This window comes from Burkholderia sp. MSMB1072, assembly GCF_001524725.1.
In the GTDB taxonomy this organism is placed as follows: domain Bacteria; phylum Pseudomonadota; class Gammaproteobacteria; order Burkholderiales; family Burkholderiaceae; genus Burkholderia.
Window position 1 is genome coordinate 184,688 of sequence record NZ_LOYC01000010.1, and the last position, 19,269, is coordinate 203,956.

15 protein-coding genes are annotated in these 19,269 nt (G+C 67.0%); 11 read left to right on the forward strand and 4 right to left on the reverse strand.

Annotated features, from left to right (window positions below; all coding sequences use genetic code 11):
* The first annotated feature begins 13 nt into the window (after positions 1-13).
* From WS89_RS05955 to WS89_RS05970, 4 genes are all read left to right on the forward strand, one after another.
* Positions 14-1,192 (forward strand): fimbrial protein, encoded by a 1,179-nt coding sequence (locus tag WS89_RS05955; protein ID WP_059789832.1) that lies wholly within the window; start codon positions 14-16, stop codon positions 1,190-1,192.
* A 174-nt stretch (positions 1,193-1,366) separates the two neighbouring features.
* A complete protein-coding gene (locus WS89_RS05960) occupies positions 1,367-2,182 on the forward strand; it encodes an ABC transporter substrate-binding protein (RefSeq protein ID WP_059789833.1) in 816 nt (271 codons plus the stop codon).
* Between the two features lie 92 nt (positions 2,183-2,274).
* Complete coding sequence (locus WS89_RS05965) at positions 2,275-2,997, forward strand: amino acid ABC transporter permease (protein WP_059789834.1); 723 nt, start codon at positions 2,275-2,277, stop codon at positions 2,995-2,997.
* Between the two features lie 2 nt (positions 2,998-2,999).
* Positions 3,000-3,722, forward strand: a complete 723-nt coding sequence (locus WS89_RS05970) for an amino acid ABC transporter permease (RefSeq protein ID WP_059789952.1) — start codon at positions 3,000-3,002, stop codon at positions 3,720-3,722.
* Between the two features lie 139 nt (positions 3,723-3,861).
* Here the strand turns inward: WS89_RS05970 and WS89_RS05975 are convergent, their stop codons facing one another.
* Entirely contained in the window at positions 3,862-5,127 is a 1,266-nt protein-coding gene (locus WS89_RS05975; protein WP_059789835.1) for a M23 family metallopeptidase, read from the reverse strand.
* A 321-nt stretch (positions 5,128-5,448) separates the two neighbouring features.
* Positions 5,449-6,111 carry a TetR family transcriptional regulator gene (locus WS89_RS05980; protein WP_059498961.1) on the reverse strand — a complete coding sequence of 221 codons (663 nt, stop codon included), beginning with the start codon at positions 6,109-6,111 and terminating at the stop codon, positions 5,449-5,451.
* 151 nt (positions 6,112-6,262) lie between these two features.
* Between WS89_RS05980 and WS89_RS05985 the strand changes: the two genes are divergently transcribed.
* The 7 genes from WS89_RS05985 (at position 6,263) to WS89_RS06015 (ending at position 17,804) form a co-directional block, all read left to right on the forward strand.
* Positions 6,263-7,462: a MexX/AxyX family multidrug efflux RND transporter periplasmic adaptor subunit gene (locus WS89_RS05985; RefSeq protein ID WP_059789836.1), complete on the forward strand. Its 1,200-nt coding sequence runs from the start codon at positions 6,263-6,265 to the stop codon at positions 7,460-7,462.
* Between the two features lie 15 nt (positions 7,463-7,477).
* Positions 7,478-10,618, forward strand: a complete 3,141-nt coding sequence (locus WS89_RS05990) for a multidrug efflux RND transporter permease subunit (RefSeq protein WP_059789837.1) — start codon at positions 7,478-7,480, stop codon at positions 10,616-10,618.
* Positions 10,618-12,078, forward strand: coding sequence for an efflux transporter outer membrane subunit (locus WS89_RS05995; protein WP_059789953.1), 1,461 nt, complete (start codon positions 10,618-10,620; stop codon positions 12,076-12,078). Before WS89_RS05990 ends, WS89_RS05995 begins: the two co-directional genes overlap by 1 nt.
* Before the next feature lie 850 nt (positions 12,079-12,928).
* Positions 12,929-13,441, forward strand: coding sequence for a fimbrial protein (locus WS89_RS06000; RefSeq protein WP_059498958.1), 513 nt, complete (start codon positions 12,929-12,931; stop codon positions 13,439-13,441).
* 122 nt (positions 13,442-13,563) lie between these two features.
* Entirely contained in the window at positions 13,564-16,017 is a 2,454-nt protein-coding gene (locus WS89_RS06005) for a fimbria/pilus outer membrane usher protein (protein WP_059789838.1), read from the forward strand.
* A 15-nt stretch (positions 16,018-16,032) separates the two neighbouring features.
* Positions 16,033-16,779, forward strand: a complete 747-nt coding sequence (locus WS89_RS06010) for a fimbrial biogenesis chaperone (protein WP_059498956.1) — start codon at positions 16,033-16,035, stop codon at positions 16,777-16,779.
* Positions 16,776-17,804, forward strand: a complete 1,029-nt coding sequence (locus tag WS89_RS06015) for a fimbrial protein (protein ID WP_059789839.1) — start codon at positions 16,776-16,778, stop codon at positions 17,802-17,804. Before WS89_RS06010 ends, WS89_RS06015 begins: the two co-directional genes overlap by 4 nt.
* 112 nt (positions 17,805-17,916) lie before the next feature.
* Here the strand turns inward: WS89_RS06015 and WS89_RS06020 are convergent, their stop codons facing one another.
* Together WS89_RS06020 and WS89_RS06025 are read right to left on the reverse strand one after the other, a co-directional pair.
* On the reverse strand, positions 17,917-18,561 hold the full coding sequence (locus WS89_RS06020) for a class I SAM-dependent methyltransferase (RefSeq protein WP_156440516.1): 645 nt from the start codon (positions 18,559-18,561) through the stop codon (positions 17,917-17,919).
* 42 nt (positions 18,562-18,603) lie between these two features.
* Positions 18,604-19,131, reverse strand: a complete 528-nt coding sequence (locus WS89_RS06025) for a DedA family protein (protein WP_059789955.1) — start codon at positions 19,129-19,131, stop codon at positions 18,604-18,606.
* Between the last annotated feature and the right edge of the window lie 138 nt (positions 19,132-19,269).

Consider the following 19,269-nt stretch of genomic DNA (forward strand, 5'->3'; position numbering starts at 1 on the left):
AAGGTGGGGCAGCATGAAGACGATTCAATGGTGCAGGCCCGGTCGTATCGGCCGGGCGATACGACGCCTGACGATGATGGGATATCTGATGCTTGCGTTCGGCACGCACGTCATGGCGCAAAGCGGTAGTAACGCGACGGCGCTGGATTGCAGTTTCAGCAACGTCGAAGCGACACCCTGGCAAATGCAGACGCCGTTGACGAGCACGACACCGAACAACGCGATCCTGTACAAGCGCACCGTTTCGCTCATGGTGACGTTCAAGTACGGCAGCATGGCTCCGACGGCACACGAACTCGTGAGTGCGGCACATTGGACGCCGGGCAGTATCGTCGCGGACGGCGTCGCGCAGACGAACGTCGATGGCATCGGCTTCAAATGGGCGGGCGTATCCGATGACGGCGTCGAGCGCACGCTGCAGCAAGGCACGCTGCCGGTGGCGACCGCGAAGCAAGCACTCATCCAGTCGGGCGCCGGGGGTACCGATTCGCGAATGATGCGCTTCCGACAATTCCTGGTGCTCGCCAAGCCGGTTTCACAATTGCCGCCGGGCAAGCTGGTCGTCAAGAACCTGCCGGGCAATCCGACCGTCGCGATTTACGCGCTCGACTTGCCGAAAGGTGTCGCAACGGTCGGCGGCACCGTGGCGGTGCCCGAGCAGACAAGCCCGCCGAACCTTTGCAAGCAGTTGAAGGCTTTCGTCGGGGTCGGCAACGTGTGCATTGGCAGCGAGTGCGAGATTCATGTGCCGAACCGCTGCGAGGTGCAGTCGAAGGAGATCGTGCCGGTGACGCTCGGCAACTTCTCGATCAGCAATTTTCCGAGCCTGAACGCGACGTCGAAGCCGGTCAGTTTCGATATCGCGCTCAGCCAGTGCGCAGCGTCGGCCAAGCCGTCGATCAGCTTCCGCGACAAGGCCGCGCAGCCGAATCCCGACAAGACGCTGCTGCAACTGAGCGCGCCGGCAGGGCAGACGGTCGCGCGCGGATTCAACATCGTGATGACGAACGCGCTGACCGGCGAGCGGATCGCGTACGGCGAGCCGGGCGCAGCGACCGAGTATCCGATGCGACGCACGGGCGACATGGCCGTGATGCCGCTGCGTGCGCAGTACATCCGTACCGGCGCGGACGGGGAACTGGCGCCCGGCTATGCGGGCGGTGGGGCGGAATTCTCGTTCACGTTTCCGTGACGCGCGATGCGTGCCTCATCACGAAACCCGCAGAGCAAAGCACCATTTATTGGTTCGAGTTCGCCGCACGCGCTGATACGTTAGCGGCTTCGCGACGACACTGCGTCGCGATGTTCTTCGAACCGTGCCGCCGCGCGATCCGCGGCGGCCTCCATAACAAATCAGGTCGTGCTCATGAAAATCAACACGCTCGCTACGTGGCTCATCGGGGTCGCGCTCGTTACCGCAGGCACCGTCGCGCATGCGGACCGTCTCGACGACATCAGGAAGGCCGGCGTGCTGCGCGTCGCGACGTTCGACAGCAATCCGCCGTTCGGCTATGTCGACGCGAAAAGCAACCGCATCGTCGGTCTCGACGTCGATTATGCGAAGGCGCTGGCCGACAAGCTCGGCGTGAAGCTGCAACTGCAACCGACGAACCCCGCGAACCGCATCCCGTTCCTGACGTCCGGCAAGGTCGATCTCGTGCTCGCGAATTTCACGATCACCGACGAGCGCGCGAAGCAGATCGACTTCAGCATTCCGTATTTCTCGTCGGGCCAGCAGTTTCTCGCGAAGAAGGGCGTGCTGAAATCGGCCGACCAGTTGAACGGCCTGCGCGTCGGCGCGGACAAGGGCACGACCAACGAGATCACGCTGCGCGAGAAATTCCCGAAGGCAACGATCGTCGCGTACGACGACACGCCGTTCGCGTTCGCCGCGCTGCGCGCCGGCAACGTGCAGGCCATCACGCAGGACGGCCCGAAACTGATCGGCCTGCTCGCGAACGTGCCCGACAAGCAGAACTACGAGATCCCGGCGTTCACGATCTCGAACGACTACATGGGTGTCGGCGTGCCGAAGGGCGAGACGCGCCTGCTCGGCTTCGTCAACGACACGCTGAAGGGGCTCGAGGCGAGCGGTCGCGCCACGCAGATCTACGACGCATGGTTCGGGCCGACCACGAAAACGCCGCTCACGCGGATTTTCCGTATCGGCGACAAGACCTGACCGGTCACGCACGTGCGCCGCGATCGGCCTGAACGTCGGCCGTGCGGCGCTTTTCGTTTTCATCCGAACGTGCGCTTCGCGCGCGCCACAGCATGCTCGGGTTGGCTCCCAAATATCTGTCCTGGCTCTGGCAGGGCTTCCTGCTGACACTCGGCCTCGCGGCCGCGTCGGCCGTCGCCGCGACCGTCGGCGGGCTACTGCTCGCCGTGATGCGGCATGCGCGCGGCAGGGCGCCGCGCACGGTCGCCGCCGCATACGTCGTCGCGTTTCGCAACACGCCGCTGCTCGTGCAGTTGCTGTTCTGGTATTTCGGCGTCGCGTCGTTGCTGCCCGATACGTGGGTCGCGTGGCTCAACGCCCGCCATGCGGTGAGCGTGGGCCCGTTTACGCTCGCGTGGCCGTCGTTCGAATTCGTCGCGGGCTGGGTCGGCTTGAGCGCCTATACGGCGGCATTCGTCGCCGAGGAATGCGAAGCCGGCCTGCGCGGCGTGCGACGTGCGCAACACGATGCGGCGGCCGCGCTCGGACTCACGCCGATGCAGTCGCTGCACTACGTGGTGCTGCCGCAGGCCGTGCGCATCGCGCTGCCGCCGCTGTTCGGCCAATACATGAATCTCGTGAAGAACTCGTCGCTCGCGATGGCGATCGGCGTCGCCGAGTTGTCGTATGCGTCGCGGCAGGTCGAGACCGAAACGTTCAGGACGTTCGCCGCGTTCGGCGTCGCGACGCTGCTGTACGTCGCGGCGGTGGCCGCGATCGAGGCCGGTGCGTACGCGGCGACGCAATGGCGCGACCGGCTCGGAGCGGGGCGCTGACGATGGATCTTTCGCTGCTCGTCTCCAATTTGCCGTACCTGCTCGTCGGCGCGTTTCCGGACGGCCCGCTCGGCGGCGCCGCGCTGTCGCTGGTGCTGGCGCTCGCGTCCGCGATTGCGTCGGCCGGGCTCGGCGTGGCGCTCGGCGTCGCGATGGCGCTCGCACGCGGCCCGGCGCGCGTGCTGCTGCTCGCGTTCATCGGCTTCTTTCGCGCGATTCCGGTGCTGATGCTGATCTTCTGGACGTATTTCCTGATGCCCGTGCTGCTGCACATGGATGTGCCGGGGCTCGCGACGGTCGTGTGCGCGCTGGCGCTGGTCGGCGGCGCGTATCTCGCGCATGCGGTGCATGCGGGGATCGTCGCGGCGGGCGACGGGCAATGGCAGGCCGGGCTGTCGCTTGGCCTCACGCGCTGGCAGACGGTGCGTTACGTGCTGCTGCCGCAGGCGATCCGGATCATGACGCCGTCGTTCGTCAACCAGTGGGTCGCGCTCGTGAAGGACACGTCGCTCGCGTATATCGTCGGCGTGCCGGAACTGTCGTTCGTCGCGACCCAGGTGAACAACCGGCTGATGGTGTATCCGGCGCCGATCTTCCTGTTCGTCGCGGCGATTTATCTGGTGCTGTGCACGTCGCTCGACGGCGCGGCGCGGTGGTTGCTGTCGCGCCGTCCGAGGGCGCAGCGCATCGCGCAGACGGTGGAGCGCACCGAACCCGCGCGGTGACGGCGTGCCGCCCGATGCAGGCGGCGGATTTCCGATGATGAAGATGGGGGCCGCGTCGCCGCTGGTCGAGCGGCGACGGGCGTGAGCATGCTGCTGTGGCCGCGGTGCGCTTCTTGGCGTGAGTGCCGGCGTTCGCGCGTCAGGACGCGCTGTAATGCGTATCGAACACCGCGCGCAGCGTCGACGAACCGATCGCGAAATCGCCCCACAGCGGCCCGTCGTTCTGCGCGAACGCGAACGGCGTCGTACTGATCGACGCGAGGCGCAAGCGCCATTGCGCGGCTTCCTGACGGAACGCGGTGAGCTGCATGTCGGACAGCGCCGTCTGCGCGCTCGCGAGCGTGACGAGCGGATCGACCGGATCGTTCGCGACTCGCACCTCGAAATGCAGGTGCGGGCCCGTTGCGGCGCCCGTCATCCCGACCGAGCCGATGCGCTGGCCTTGCTTCACGGTTTCGCCGACCTTCAGCCCGCGCGCGAACGCGGACAGGTGCGCGTAGTAGGTCGAATAGCCGTCCGTATGATCGACGATCACATAGCGGCCGTAGCCGCCCGGATCGGTGCCGACGAACGACACGACGCCGTCGGCGGCCGCATCGACCGGCGTGCCGCTGGGCGCGGCGAGATCGACACCCGTATGGAACGCCATCGCCTGCGACAGCGGATGGATGCGCTCGCCGAAGAACGAGCTGATGCGCGTCCACTTGACCGGCATCGTGAACGCGGCAGCTTCGAGCGGCGAACCGTCGAGCGTGTAGTACGCGCCGTGCTCGGCGCCGGGCGCGCGGAACCAGATCGCGCCGAACGTGCGGCCGGCGACGCGCAGCTCGAGCGCGGTGACGCGCGGCGTACCGTCGTTCGTGTCGAACGCGATGCGGTAATAGTCGCCGCGCTGCGCACTCGCGCGCATCGCGACCTTGCCGGTGACGAGATCGCCGAGCTGGATGCGCACTTCGGGCGGCACGTCGAGACGGTTCAGCGTATCGGACAGCGTGAGCTCGATGTCGCCCGCGCGCATCCCGTGCTGCTGTTCGGGCGACGCGAACTGGAACAGGCTCGCATAGCCGAGCATGTCGTTGCGATGCGCGCTGAGCGGTGCGAACAGGCCCGGCTGCAGGCTGCGATCGTTGCGCTCGACGTGTTCGTTGCGCTCGCCGATCGTGCGGGCGAGCTCGCTCGTCACGAAATGCTGCGCGGTGGGAAACGGCGTATCGGACAGCACGCGCTGCGGCAGCGCGGCCGTGCCCGAGTCGACGGCGCCCGGCAGTTGCGACACGGCCGGCAGCGCGGCGGCGAGGCCGAATGCGGCGAGGGCGCCGAGCACGGCGGCCGGCACGAGCGCGCGCACGGCGCGCTGCGCACGGCCGGGCGCGACGGCATCAGGGGTTACGACGGACTTGACCAAGGTGTCCACATCCAGGAAAGCGGTTCAAAGGGGTGTGGGCGGGGGCCACCGGCGGCACATCGTCGAAAGGCGACGGGGCGGGCGGCGGGCGTGCAACAAAACAGGCCCCGCCAGGGGCCTGTGTCGTTTCCGTTCGACCCAACGCGCGGGGCGGGCCCGCTTCGAACGGCGGCGTGCATACCGGGTCGAACCCGGTATCACGCAGACGCTAAAGAAAAATGACAGCGTCAGTCTACCGATGTTCCGCGAAACGTTAAAAATTTTAAAGGGGGTCAGCTCATTCGTTTCGCACTGCGGTAAATCGGGTTAAATCAGCATTTGTTACGACGATTTTGGCCGGTCAGGCAATTTTTGCGCGCGTCGGCGGAGGGCGGCGGAGGTGCGGACGGCGTCGAAACCGGCGTCGAGCATCGCCTCGGCGTCGTTCCACAGATTGCCGCGCAGCCGGTTGGTCCAGATCATCGACGCGAACACGCCTTCGAGCAGCGACACGAGATAGACGGCGGCCAGATGCACGTCGAGATCGGCGGCGACTTCACCGGCGGCGATCGCGCGACGCAGCAGCGCCTTGGTGATGCGCAGCATCTGCAACTCGAGCAGCATGCGCCGCCGTTGCAGCGCACCGTTTTCCTCGCTCTGCTCGCACTTCGTATAGAGAATCACCAGCACGCGCTGCATCGGGCCCGGCTCGCCGCATTCCTGCAGGTAGTGCGACGCGGCGCGCCGCAGCGTCGCGAACGGCGGCAGGCCATCGCCCGCGTCGAAACCTTCCGAGGTGCGCGCGAACGCGCGGTCGCACATCGCCAGACACACTTCCATCTTGTTGCGGTAGTGGCCGTACACGGCGCCCCGCGACATCCCGGCGGCCTCGGCGAGGTCCGCCATCGCGGTTTGCGCGACGCCGCGCTCGAGCAGCACGAGTTCGGCGGCGTCGAGGATACGGTGCTTGATGGCGAGCGATTCTTCCCGGGTCTTGCGGGCCATGTCGTGAAATTCCTTACAGTTCGCTGTCGTTTTATTGAGACAATGTGCGGGCCAGATTGAAGTCGTCTGTATTTAATCAGTCGTGACTGATTATAATCGGCCACCCTGAGCCGCCGCATTGTATCGGCGGCGAGTGATCCGAGGTCAGAACATGAATAACAAACGCACCCTGTGGCGCCGCATGCGGCTGGCGCCGTTCGCGCTCGCAGCCTTGCTGGCCGTGGCCGGATGCGGAAAGGGCGACAAGGACGCCGCGCCGGAGACCGCGAAGCAGGCCACCGTCGTGACGGTACGCCCGACGGCCGTGCCAATGACCGTCGAACTGCCGGGCCGGCTCGACGCATACCGGCAGGCGGAGGTCCGCGCGCGGGTCGCGGGCATCGTCACCGCACGTACCTACGAGGAAGGCCAGGAAGTGAAGCAGGGCGCGGTGCTGTTCCGCATCGATCCCGCACCGCTGAAGGCCGCACGCGACGCCGCGCAGGGCGCGCTCGCGAAGGCGCAGGCCGCCGCGCTCGCGGCGACCGACAAGCGTCGCCGTTACGACGATCTCGTGCGCGATCGCGCGGTGAGCGAGCGCGACCACACGGAGGCCGTCGCGGCCGACACGCAGGCGAAGGCCGAGGTCGTCTCCGCGAAGGCCGAACTCGCGCGGGCTCAACTGCAGCTCGACTACGCGACCGTCACCGCGCCGATCGCGGGCCGCGCACGGCGCGCGCTCGTGACCGAGGGCGCGCTCGTCGGCCAGGACCAGGCGACGCCGCTCACGACCGTCGAGCAGCTCGATCCGATCTACGTGAACTTCTCGCAGCCGGCCGCCGACGTCGACGCATTGCGTCGCGCGGTGAAGAGCGGGCGCGCGACGGGCATCGCGCAGCACGACGTCGCGGTGACGCTGCTGCGCGCCGACGGCACTACGTATCCGCTGAAGGGCAAGTTGCTGTTCAGCGATCTCGCGGTCGATCCGACCACCGACACCGTCGCGATGCGCGCGCTGTTTCCGAATCCGGAGCGCGAGCTGCTGCCCGGCGCGTATGTGCGGATCTCGCTCGACACGGCGGTCGACCAGCGGGCGATCCTCGTGCCGCGCGACGCGCTGCTGCGCACGACCGACCGGACGTCGGTGCGCGTGGTCGGCGCGAACGGCAAGGTCAAGGACGTCGAAGTCGCGGCCGACCAGATGAGCGGCCACGACTGGCGCATCACGCGCGGCCTCGCGGGCGGCGAGCGCGTGATCGTCGACGACGCCGCGCAGTTCGCGCCCGATACGGTCGTCAAGCCCGTCGAGAAGGCGCCGCCGTCGAAGGCGGCGCCGGCAGCGGCCGCTTCGCCGGCCGCCCGTCAAACCTGACCGGTTCAAACCAACATGGCACGTTTCTTCATCGATCGCCCCGTCTTCGCATGGGTGATCGCCATCTTCATCATGCTGGGCGGCCTGTTCGCGATCCGCGCGCTGCCCGTCGCGCAGTATCCGGACATCGCGCCGCCCGTCGTCAGCATCTATGCGACGTACCCGGGCGCGTCCGCGCAGGTCGTCGAGGAATCGGTGACCGCGCTGATCGAGCGCGAGATGAACGGGGCGCCGGGGTTGCTGTATACGTCGGCGACGAGCAGCGCCGGGGCGGCGTCGCTGTACCTGACGTTCAAGCAGGGCGTGAACGCCGATCTCGCGGCCGTCGAAGTGCAGAACCGGCTGAAGACGGTCGATGCGCGCCTGCCCGAGCCCGTGCGCCGCGACGGCATCCAGGTCGAGAAGGCGGCCGACAACATCCAGCTCGTCGTGTCGCTGACGTCCGACGACGGCCGGATGAATGCCGTGCAACTCGGCGAATACGCGTCCGCGAACGTGGTGCAGGCGCTGCGCCGCGTCGAGGGTGTCGGCAAGGTGCAGTTCTGGGGCGCCGAATATGCGATGCGGATCTGGCCCGACCCGGTGAAGATGGCCGGGCACGGCCTCACCGCGTCGGACATCGCGTCGGCCGTGCGGGCGCACAATGCGCGCGTGACGATCGGCGACATCGGCCGCAGCGCGGTGCCGGACAGCGCGCCGATCGCGGCGACCGTGTTCGCGGACGCGCCGCTGAAGACGCCGGCCGATTTCGGCGCGATCGCGTTGCGCGCGCGGGCGGACGGCTCCGCGCTGTTCCTGCGCGACGTCGCGCGCGTCGAATTCGGCGGCAACGACTACAACTATCCGTCGTACGTGAACGGCAAGGTCGCGACCGGGATGGGCATCAAGCTCGCGCCGGGCTCGAACGCGGTGTCCACCGAGAAGCGCGTGCGCGCGACGATGGACGAGCTGTCCGCATACTTCCCGCCGGGCGTGAAATACCAGATCCCGTACGAGACGTCGTCGTTCGTGCGCGTGTCGATGAACAAGGTCGTCACGACGCTGATCGAGGCCGGCGTGCTGGTGTTCCTCGTGATGTTCCTGTTCATGCAGAACCTGCGCGCGACGCTGATCCCGACACTCGTCGTGCCGGTCGCGCTCGCGGGCACGTTCGGCGTGATGTATGCGGCCGGCTTCTCGATCAACGTGCTGACGATGTTCGGGATGGTGCTCGCGATCGGCATCCTCGTCGACGACGCGATCGTCGTCGTCGAGAACGTCGAGCGGCTGATGGTCGAGGAAGGGCTCCAGCCCTACGACGCGACCGTCAAGGCGATGCGGCAGATCAGCGGCGCGATCGTCGGGATCACCGTGGTGCTGACGTCGGTGTTCGTGCCGATGGCGTTCTTCGGCGGCGCGGTGGGCAACATCTATCGGCAGTTCGCGCTGTCGCTCGCGGTATCGATCGGCTTCTCGGCCTTCCTCGCGCTGTCGTTGACGCCCGCGCTGTGCGCGACGCTGCTCAAGCCGGTGTCCGGCGACCATCACGAGAAGCGCGGCTTCTTCGGCTGGTTCAACCGCTTCGTCGCGCGCGCGACACAGCGCTACGCGACGCGGGTCGGCACGATGCTGAAGAAGCCGCTGCGCTGGCTCGTCGTGTACGGCGCGCTGACCGCGGCGGCCGCGCTGATGCTCACGCAGTTGCCGACCGCGTTCCTGCCGGACGAGGACCAGGGCAACTTCATGGTGATGGTGATTCGCCCGCAAGGCACGCCGCTCGCGGAAACGATGCAGAGCGTGCGCGAGGTCGAGTCGAGTATCCGCCGCGACGAGCCGACCGCCTATACGTATGCGCTCGGCGGCTTCAACCTGTACGGCGAAGGGCCGAACGGCGGGATGATCTTCGTCACGCTGAAGAACTGGAAGGAACGCAAGACCGCACACGATCACGTGCAGTCGATCGTCGCACGCATCAACGAGCGCTTCGCGGGCACGCCGAACACGACGGTGTTCGCGATGAATTCGCCGGCGCTGCCCGATCTCGGTTCGTCGAGCGGCTTCGACTTCCGGCTGCAGAATCGCGGCGGGCTCGACTACGCGGCGTTCAGCGCGGCACGCGAGCAACTGCTCGCGGCGGGGCACAAGGATCCGGCGCTGACCGACCTGATGTTCGCGGGCACGCAGGACGCGCCGCAACTGAAGCTCGACATCGATCGCGCGAAGGCGTCCGCGCTCGGCGTGTCGATGGACGAGATCAACACGACGCTCGCGGTGATGTTCGGCTCCGACTATATCGGCGACTTCATGCACGGCACGCAGGTGCGGCGCGTGATGGTGCAGGCCGACGGGCTGCACCGGCTCGATCCGGACGACGTGAGGAAGCTGCGCGTGCGCAACGCGCGCGGCGAGATGGTGCCGCTCGCGGCGTTCGCGACGCTGCACTGGACGCTCGGGCCGCCGCAGCTCACGCGCTACAACGGCTATCCGTCGTTCACGATCAACGGCTCGGCCGCGGCAGGCCACAGCAGCGGCGAGGCGATGAGCGCGATCGAGCGGATCGCCGCGACGCTGCCGGCCGGCATCGGCCATGCGTGGTCGGGGCAGTCGTTCGAGGAGCGGCTGTCGGGCGCGCAGGCGCCGATGTTGTTCGCGCTGTCGGTGCTCGTCGTGTTCCTCGCGCTCGCGGCGCTCTACGAGAGCTGGTCGATTCCGTTCGCGGTGATGCTGGTCGTCCCGCTCGGCGTGATCGGCGCGGTGCTCGGCGTGACGCTGCGGGCGATGCCGAACGACATCTATTTCAAGGTGGGGCTGATCGCGACGATCGGGCTGTCCGCGAAGAACGCGATCCTGATCGTCGAAGTCGCGAAGGATCTCGTGGCGCAGCGCATGTCGCTCGTCGACGCGGCGCTCGAGGCCGCGCGCCTGCGGCTGCGGCCGATCGTGATGACGTCGCTCGCATTCGGCGTCGGCGTACTGCCGCTCGCGTTCGCATCGGGCGCCGCGTCCGGCGCGCAGATGGCGATCGGCACGGGTGTGCTGGGCGGCGTGATCACGGCGACCGTGCTCGCGGTGTTTCTCGTCCCGCTGTTTTTCGTGATCGTCGGCCGCCTGTTCGACGTCGGCCCGCGCCGGCGCGGCGGGTCGCGGCCGGCGACGATGGAGGGTTCGCAACCATGATGTTTGCGCTGAACGCGCGCGCGGCGCGGCGGGTTCCGGCCGCGCTGGCCGCTGCACTCGCGCTCGCCGGCTGCTCGCTCGCGCCGCGTTACGAGCGCCCGGTGGCGCCGGTGCCGACAAGCTATGCGCCGGTCGACGGCAGTACTGCACCGGCGGCCGACCCGGCCGCGGCGCAGGATGCCGCGTTGCTCGACGACTGGCATGCGTATTTCACCGATCCGGCGCTGCAGGCGTGGATCGATGCGGCGCTCGCGAACAACCGCGACCTGCGGATCGCGGCCGGCCGGCTCGAGGAAGCGCGCGCGTTGTACGGCGTGCAGCGTGCGGACCGGATGCCGTCGGTCGATGCGCAGCTCGGTTATGAACGCGCGCGCCAGTACGATCCGGTCGTGCGCGAAAGCGCGATCAGCGGGCTGTATCGTGCGGGCGTCGGCGTCAGCGCGTACGAGCTCGACCTGTTCGGCCGCGTGCGCAACCTGTCCGACGCGGCGCTCGCCGAATACTTCGCGACGGCCGACGCGCAGCGCACGGTCCGCATCGGTGTGATCGCCGAAGTGGCGGGTGCGTACGTATCGGAGCGTGCGCTGCACGAGCAGCGTGCGCTGGCGCAGCGCACGCTCGATGCGCGCGAGCGGATGGCCGCGCTCACGCAACGCCGCTATGCCGCCGGCACGAGCGACGCGATCGAGCTGCGCTCGGCCGAGATGCTGGTCGCATCCGCGCGCGCGTCGCAGGCCGCGCTGCAGCGCGAGCATGCGCAGGCCGTACGGGCGCTGCAACTGCTGGCGGGCGATTTCGCGCGCAACGTGCCTGCCGACGCGACCGCGCTCGACACGCTGTCGATCGCGCCCGTGGCGCCGGGCGCGCCGAGCGAATTGCTCGAACGGCGGCCGGACATCCGGCAGGCCGAGGCACGGCTGAAGGCCGCGAACGCGAACATCGGCGCGGCGCGCGCGGCGTTCTTCCCGCGCATCGCGCTGACGACCGACTACGGCTCCGTGAGCGACGCGTTCTCGAGCCTGTTCGCGGCCGGCACGAGCGTGTGGACCTTCGCGCCGCGCATCACGCTGCCGATCTTCGCGGGCGGGCGCAATCGCGCAAACCTCGACGTCGCGAACGCGCGCAAGGACATCGCGGTCGCCGAATACGAGAAGGCCGTGCAGACTGCGTTTCGCGAAGTGGCCGATGCGTTCGCCGCGCGCGACTGGATCGACCGGCAGCTTGCCGCGCAGCAGGACGTGTATGCGGCGGACGGCGCGCGGCTGAAGCTCGCGGAGCGTCGTTATGCGGGCGGCGTCGCGACTTATCTCGAACTGCTCGACGCGCAGCGCAGCACGTACGAGTCGGGGCAGGAGCTGATTCGGCTCAGGCAGCTCAGGCTCGCGAATGCGATCGCGCTGTATCGCGCGCTCGGCGGCGGCTGGGCGCTTGCATCGGCGGAGGCCGCGGCTTCCGCGTGATGGGCGATTCGTCGCCCGATACCGCAGCGTGTCGGGCGACATGATGGCGGCCGTACGATTCGACGTACGGCCGCCGCTTCGACAGGGCGTGCTGTCCGCCGTACCGCCCGTCGTACCGCCTTTCGTCATCGGCGCTTCCTTTCGCCGGCCCGCGCATCGCTCTCATCTCTCGGCCGCGCGCAGGGGCGGCGTCCGCATCCGTGGACCAATCGTGTCGCCCGCCGGCGTAAACATGTGCCGCGTCTCTTCGTTTCTCATCTCATCCGATCCGGCATGCCAGGCGTGTTCCGGCGGCCGCGCATGCTGTCGATTCCCGATCGGTAATTGACGATCGAATTAATCGATGCATTGGAATCAATGGCGGCGGCAAAGTGTCGCAGTAAAACGTTTGTATGCTTTTCGCAATCGTTTGCGCGATAAATCCATATTGATGAAATACCGTCTTTAATTTCCTGTCAGTTGAAAATGACTCGATATTCGTGTTGCGATCGGACAACGATGGCGGCACTGGACAATGTTTTGTCCTTTGAGTGGAGGCAGCGTGCAAGCCGGACCCAGCGGCGAGGGGCACGGCCAAGCCGATTACCGGCAAAAAATTCCCTTAATCTTCAATCGGTTCCGGAAAATAAAAAAGGACTGCGGATTAAAGATCTGGAATTGGAAATCGAAAGGAAAGAATGAGGTTCCAGAGGAATAAAGAAAACATTGTCAGATGTATTTGACAATGATTTACAGAAATCTTTCACGGTTATCTCGATAATGCGGCCTCGTGTCGGACGGGAGCCACCACACGCTACCGCTTGTGTCCGCCACGTCGTTCATTCCATTTGCACTCCTTACGGGAAACGTCATGAAAAAATCTCTCCTGACCGCTGTCGCACTCGCGGCCCTGTCCACCTCGGCCTTCGCGGCGGGCACCGGCACGATCAACTTCACGGGCGAGATCGTCGCGGGCGCATGCGGCATCGATTCGAACTCGGTCAACCAGACCGTGCAGCTCGGCAAGGTGCCGACCAACAAGTTCAAGCAAGCCGGCGACAAGTCGGACCCGGTGTCGTTCGACATCAAGCTGACCGACTGCGACACCAGCATCGCGCAGAACGCGTACTTCACGTTCACGGGCACGTCGAGCGCCGGCCAGCCGAAGCTGCTTGCCACGATCGGTTCGGCAACCAACGTCGGCATCCGCCTGCAGTCCGCGTCGGGCGAATACCTCGACAACGGTGCCGAGCAGAAGGCACCGACGCTGCTGCAGAACGGCACGAACACCGCGCGCTTCGCGGCGATGTACGAAGCGACGGCAGCCGGCGTGACGCCGGGTACCGCCGACGGCGTCGCGAACTTCACGGTCCGCTACCAGTAAGCGTCCGTACCGGAGGAGGGAGGCGTGCGTCCCTTCCTCCTTCGTCTTTCCTCCCGTTTTCCTTCTCCCTGGACTCCCGGTAGCGCCGCGTGCGAATCAGACATTCCTTCCTTTGCGTCTCCGTGCTGGTCGTCGGCAGCCAGAGCCATGCGACGGAATTCAATTCGTCGTTCCTCGACATCGACGGAACGAGCAACGTCGACCTGTCGCAGTTCTCGCAGCCGGACTTCACGTTGCCCGGCGAGTACATGCTCGATGTGCAGGTCAACGATCTGTACCTCGGACTGCAGCCGATCGAATTCGTGACCGTCGATGCAACGGGCGCGGGCAAGCCGTGCCTGCGACCGGAGCTCGTCGCGCGGTTCGGCCTGAAGCCGTCGCTGGTCAAGGACCTGCCGCGCTTCCGGGGCGGCGCTTGCGTCGACCTGGCGGCGATCGAAGGGGCGACCGTGCGTTACCTGAAAAGCGACGGGCGGCTCAAGATCACGATTCCGCAGGCCGCGCTCGAATTCACCGATTCGACTTACCTGCCGCCGGATCACTGGTCCGAAGGGATTCCCGGCGCGATGCTGGACTATCGCGTGATCGCGAACACGAACCGCAACTTCGGTGCGGCCGGCGGGCAGACGAATTCGATCCAGGCCTACGGGACGGTGGGCGCGAACTGGGATGCCTGGCGCTTTCGCGGCGACTACCAGGCGCAATCGAACGTGGGTAACACGGCGTACGCGGACCGCACGTTCCGCTTCAGCCGGCTCTATGCATTTCGCGCGCTGCCGTCGATCCAGTCGACGGTGACGTTCGGCGACGACTACCTGAGCTCGGACATTTTCGACACGTTCGCGCTGACGGGCGCGTCGATCCGCAGCGACGACCGCATGCTGCCGCCGTCGCTGCGTGGCTATGCACCGCTGATCTCGGGCGTGGCGCGCACCAACGCGACCGTGACCGTGTCGCAGGCCGGCCGCGTGCTGTACGTGACGCGCGTGTCGCCGGGCGCGTTCGCGCTGCAGAACATCAACACGAGCGTGCAGGGCACGCTCGACGTCGCGGTCGAGGAAGAGGACGGCAGCGTGCAGCGCTTCCAGGTGACGACGGCCGCCGTGCCGTTCCTCGCGCGCACCGGACAGTTGCGCTACAAGGCCGCGGTCGGCAAGCCGCGCCTGTTCGGCGGCGCCGGCATCACGCCGTTCTTCGGTTTCGGCGAAATCGCGTACGGCCTGCCGTTCGACATCACCGCGTATGGCGGCTTCATCGCGGCGTCGGGCTACACGTCGGTCGCGCTCGGCGTCGGCCGCGATTTCGGCGCCTTCGGCGCGGTATCGGCCGACGTCACGCACGCGCGGGCGCGCCTGTGGTGGAACGGCGCGACACGCAACGGCAACTCGTATCGCATCAACTATTCGAAACACTTCGACGGGCTCGATGCCGACGTGCGCTTCTTCGGCTACCGTTTCTCCGAGCGCGAGTACACCAACTTCGCGCAATTCTCCGGCGATCCGACGTCGTACGGCCTCGCCAACAGCAAGCAGCGCTACTCGGCGACGATGTCGAAACGCTTCGGCAATACGTCGACCTATTTCTCGTACGACCAGACGACCTACTGGGCGCGTGCGTCCGAGCAGCGGGTCGGCCTGACGCTCACGCGGTCGTTCTCGATCGGCACGCTGCGCAACCTGAACGTCAGCGTGTCGGCATTCCGCACGCAGAGCGCGGGCGCGAGCGGCAACCAGTTCTCGGTCACCGCGACGCTGCCGATCGGCGGCAACCACACCGTCACGTCGAACCTGACGACGGGCAGCGGCAGCACCAGCGCGAACGCCGGCTACATCTACGACGACCCGGCCGGACGCGTCTACCAGGTCAATGCGGGCGCGACGGACGGCCGCGCGTCGGCGAACGCGAGCTTCCGCCAGCGCACGTCGGCGTACCAGCTCACCGCGCAGGCGTCGACGCTCGCCAATGCGTATGCGGCCGCGTCGCTCGAAGTCGACGGCTCGTTCGTCGCGACGCAGTACGGCGTGTCCGCGCACGCGAACGGCAATGCGGGCGACACGCGGCTGCTGGTGTCGACCGACGGCGTGCCCGACGTGCCGCTGTCCGGCACGCTCACGCATACCGACTCGCGCGGCTACGCGGTGCTCGACGGCATCTCGCCGTACAACGTGTACGACGCGACGGTCAACGTCGAGAAGCTGCCGCTCGAAGTGCAGGTGACGAACCCGATCCAGCGCATGGTGTTGACCGACGGCGCGATCGGCTTCGTGAAATTTTCCACCGCGCGCGGCAGCAACCTGTACCTGACGCTGACCGACGCGGCCGGCAAGCCGCTGCCGTTCGGTGCGTCGGTGCAGGACGCGGCGAACGGCAAGGAACTCGGCATCGTGGGCGAAGGCGGTGCGGCGTTCCTGACCCAGGTTCAGCCGAAAGCCACGCTGGCGGTGCGGGCGGGCGAACGGACGCTCTGCACGATCGACGCACTGCCGAACCAACTCCAACTCGAAGGCACGCCGATTCCGGTGACGTGCCAGCCGCCCGGCGAGTCGCATGCAGCGGCCGTGCGGGCCGAACGATGATTTACGGATCCAGCGATGAAGCATTCCATTTCCCGTTCTTTCCCGCGGCGCGCGCTGTGCGCGTTCGCAACCGTCGGCGCGCTGCTCGCCGGCGCCGCCCAGGCGGCGATCGTGCCCGACCGCACACGCGTGATCTTCAACGAAGGCGAGCAGGCCGCGATCGTGACGATCACCAACAAGAGCACGACGTATCCGTATCTCGTGCAGTCGTGGCTCGAGGATACGAAGGGCAACAAGATCACGTCGCCGCTGATGGTCGTGCCGCCGCTGCAGCGGGTCGAGGCGAACGAGCGCAACGTGCTGCGGATCGCGAAGCTGCCCGGTGCGCAACTGCCGGCCGATCGCGAAACGGTGTTCTACCTGAACATCCGCGAAGTGCCGCCGAAGACCGACACGCCGAACACGCTGCAGATCGCGCTGCATACGCAGATGAAGCTGTTCTACCGGCCGAAGGCCGTGCAGCCCGCGCGCGACGAGGACTGGACGCTGCCGATGACGCTGCGGGTGGATGCGGCGGCGCACAAGCTGGTGTTCGACAACCCGACGCCTTACCACGTGACGGTGGTCGACGTGAGCGCGGGCGCGCAAAAAGCGCCGGTGCCGATCGAGCCGACGATGGTGAGCCCGATGAGCACGGCCGACGTGCCGTTCAAGGCGGCGACGCCGTCGACGCTGTTCGTCACGCATATCGACGATTACGGCGGCCAGGTGGCGGTCGAGTATGCGTGCGAGGCCGGTGTGTGCAAGAGCGTGAAGAAATGAGCGGGGGCGCTCGAAGCGGGGTGACGGCGCGGATGCCCAAGTGGCTCCGGTGGTGTGCGCTCGCGCTGTTGGTCGCGCTTGCGCAGCCGGCGTGGGCGTTGAAATGTGTCGCGAACGGCAGCGGCATGTCGCTGACCGAATCGATCGGCAACGTCGCGTCGTATCCGACCGACGCGCCGGACGGCTACGTGATCTGGGTTTCCCCGCCGCGCACGACGACCGGCTATTGCTACAAGGATATTCCCAGGCTGCAGAACTTCCCCGAGCAGGTTTACTTCTACGCGAATCCTGCGATGCAGAATCCGGCTGCATGGGGGCTCGAAGTCGGTATTCGCTACGGCGGCGAAGATCATTACGGGCGCGGCAACCTGCAGGGCGATCGCATCGATACGGGCAGCTCCGTCGGTGTGTGCCATTTGAGCGATTGGGAGGTCGGGCAAGGGCGGTGCCCCAAGGTGCCGATCAGCATCACGTATCAGATCGTCGTGCGCAAGCGCGGAACGTGGGTGACGCCGCCGTCGGACGTCTACGCGGTGTTCCAGTTCGACGGCGAACGTGGGCTGAACAGCAACGGGAGCTTCCGCTACTACCTGAGCGGGCTGCAAAAGCTCAAGCCGACGCCATGCACGGTCGACGTGCTGGTGACGCCCGAGCCGGGCATCGTCAATTTCGGGCAGGTGCAGACGTCCGGCAACGGCTTCCTGCCGGCCGTGCCGCGCCGGCGGTTTTCGCTGTCGCTGACGAAGAAATGCAGCATCCCGGTGCGCGTCGACGGTTACTTCGAAGCGACGAAAGGCATCGTGCAGAACGGCTTGCTGGTGCCTGAAAGCAAGAGCAACTTCGGCATCGGCCTCGAGGACAGCCAGGGCAAGGCGATCGAGTTCAACAAGCAGTTCACGCTCACGCAGTTTCCGGCCAACGTCGCGAATCAGAGCGTGTTGCTCGATGCGGTGCTCAAGTCGTTCGGACCACCGAAGATTGGGCCTTTCGATGCAGCCGCAACGATCCGGATTTTCCTGTATTGAGTGTTGGGCGGCGTCGATCCATTGACCGGGATCGGCGCGACCGGAGCGAACGCGCGCGGCCCGTCGCCGGGGCAGCGCCCGGCAGCACGAACAGCCGGGCCGTGTCTCGACCCTACGAAGCCGTTGCTCGCGCAACCTCATCCAGCGACGGCTTCGCAGCGGCACGGTGCCGGCCGACCACCTCACCCAGCCGTTCGAACCGATACACGAAGGCCGGCGGAAAATTCATCCACGCGACCCCGACCCGCACGGCGCGAACGCGCATGGCTTCCAGATAGCGCGCGGGAATCGGGCAGCGCGGCACATAGGTGAACTGATGGAACGCGCCACCGGCAGCCAGATGGCGCGCAAATGCGCACTGCACGATCGCGACGGCTTGTTCGACCGGCATCGCGACGAGCGGCAACCCGCTCACGACCGCGTGCGCGCGCTGCCCGCCGAAGAAGTCGCCCGTCGTCCCGAGCTCGGCCGCATCCATCTGCATCACCCGCAACGCCGGAAATTGATGCCGCAGCGCGTTCGCGAACGCGGGATCGGCTTCCACCAACACCAGCCGCTCGCTCGCGACGCCGCGTGCGAGCAGCGCGCGCGTGAACACGCCGGTGCCGGCGCCGAGTTCGATCACGGACGCGCCGTCGCACGGTACCTGTGCGGTGATCAACGCGGCGAGCGCCGGACCGGACGGCGCGAGTGCGCCGACCCGGCGCGGGTTGTGCCACCAGCTACGCAGAAACAGCATCCATTCGGGGATTCGCATCGACAGGCTCCTGGAGGATCGATCGGTCAATGACAGGCGCGGCTAGGCGACCGCTTGCGCGGCGAGATAGCCGGCCGTGATGAACAGCGTGTTCCACAGCGCAATGCCGGCCGCGGCGCCGGACGCGAAACGCGTGAAGCTCGTTTCCAGCAATCCGGCGAGCGCCGGCGCGACGAGCCGGACGAACGGCACCAATTGTGACCACAGGGCGAGCCGCGTGGGCCGCGCGCGGATGCTTTCGATCAGCGCGTCGATTCTGGCGGGCTGCAGCCGGCCCGGCGGTGCGAGGCGGCGCAGCAGGGTCAGCACGCTGTCTTCGGGCCACAGATTGCCGAGCGCGTAATGAAAGAGGCAGCCGGCGAAACTGCCGAGCACCGTGACGACGATCGCTTCCGGCAAGGTCCACGCGCCTTGCGCACCGGCGACGCCGATCATCGCGAGCAGCACGTGCGACGGCAGCACGGGAATCAGTCGTTCGATCAGCGACAGCCCGGCGAGGCAGACGATGCCGTTGGCGCTGGCCAGGCTCAGCGCGAGGCCGAACGGGACGAGCGTGGCGAACTGGTTCATCGCGCGGCTCCCGTGCGACCAGGGCACGACGGGCACGACGCGTGCGGCCTTCCATGCCAGAATGGCGCGCACCGGCCCGGCGCGAAGGTGGCGCGCCGCGCCGTCTTGCATCGCAGCAACGAAATCGAAGAACGGAAC

Bases quoted from the DNA above. Each gene is read 5' to 3' on its own strand.
- WS89_RS05955 (WP_059789832.1), top strand. From the start codon at position 14: ATGAAGACGATTCAATGGTGCAGGCCCGGTCGTATCGGCCGGGCGATA.
- WS89_RS05960 (WP_059789833.1), top strand. From the start codon at position 1,367: ATGAAAATCAACACGCTCGCTACGTGGCTCATCGGGGTCGCGCTCGTT.
- WS89_RS05965 (WP_059789834.1), top strand. From the start codon at position 2,275: ATGCTCGGGTTGGCTCCCAAATATCTGTCCTGGCTCTGGCAGGGCTTC.
- WS89_RS05970 (WP_059789952.1), top strand. From the start codon at position 3,000: ATGGATCTTTCGCTGCTCGTCTCCAATTTGCCGTACCTGCTCGTCGGC.
- WS89_RS05980 (WP_059498961.1), bottom strand. From the start codon at position 6,111: ATGGCCCGCAAGACCCGGGAAGAATCGCTCGCCATCAAGCACCGTATC.
- WS89_RS05985 (WP_059789836.1), top strand. From the start codon at position 6,263: ATGAATAACAAACGCACCCTGTGGCGCCGCATGCGGCTGGCGCCGTTC.
- WS89_RS05990 (WP_059789837.1), top strand. From the start codon at position 7,478: ATGGCACGTTTCTTCATCGATCGCCCCGTCTTCGCATGGGTGATCGCC.
- WS89_RS05995 (WP_059789953.1), top strand. From the start codon at position 10,618: ATGTTTGCGCTGAACGCGCGCGCGGCGCGGCGGGTTCCGGCCGCGCTG.
- WS89_RS06000 (WP_059498958.1), top strand. From the start codon at position 12,929: ATGAAAAAATCTCTCCTGACCGCTGTCGCACTCGCGGCCCTGTCCACC.
- WS89_RS06010 (WP_059498956.1), top strand. From the start codon at position 16,033: ATGAAGCATTCCATTTCCCGTTCTTTCCCGCGGCGCGCGCTGTGCGCG.
- WS89_RS06015 (WP_059789839.1), top strand. From the start codon at position 16,776: ATGAGCGGGGGCGCTCGAAGCGGGGTGACGGCGCGGATGCCCAAGTGG.
- WS89_RS06020 (WP_156440516.1), bottom strand. From the start codon at position 18,561: ATGCGAATCCCCGAATGGATGCTGTTTCTGCGTAGCTGGTGGCACAAC.
- WS89_RS06025 (WP_059789955.1), bottom strand. From the start codon at position 19,131: ATGAACCAGTTCGCCACGCTCGTCCCGTTCGGCCTCGCGCTGAGCCTG.